At 46.0% G+C, this 226-nt stretch carries 1 pseudogene; it reads left to right on the top strand.

Annotated features, from left to right (window positions below):
* Nucleotides 1-203 (top strand): annotated as a pseudogene (locus CHH91_RS19370) (extracellular solute-binding protein); the annotation flags it as partial.
* Nucleotides 204-226: the final 23 nt, after the last annotated feature.

Below are 226 nucleotides of genomic sequence, written 5' to 3'. Positions count from 1 at the left end.
ACACAAGAGAAGAGCAACAATTCCGTGATTCTGTCGGCGCCGACCTTGAAACATTCATCAACGAAACAGAAGACGCTTTCATCACTGGCAGAAAACCACTAAGCGAATGGGAAGATTATGTCGCCCAAGTTGAAGCGATGGGCTTGGAAGAATACATGTCGATCCAGCAAGCCGCCTATGAGCGGTACCAAGAAGTCGATTAAATGACCTAGACTAATAGAAAACG

Source organism: Virgibacillus sp. 7505 (assembly GCF_002272135.1).
GTDB lineage: Bacteria > Bacillota > Bacilli > Bacillales > Amphibacillaceae > Terribacillus.
This window is presented reverse-complemented; position numbering and strand designations above follow the sequence as displayed.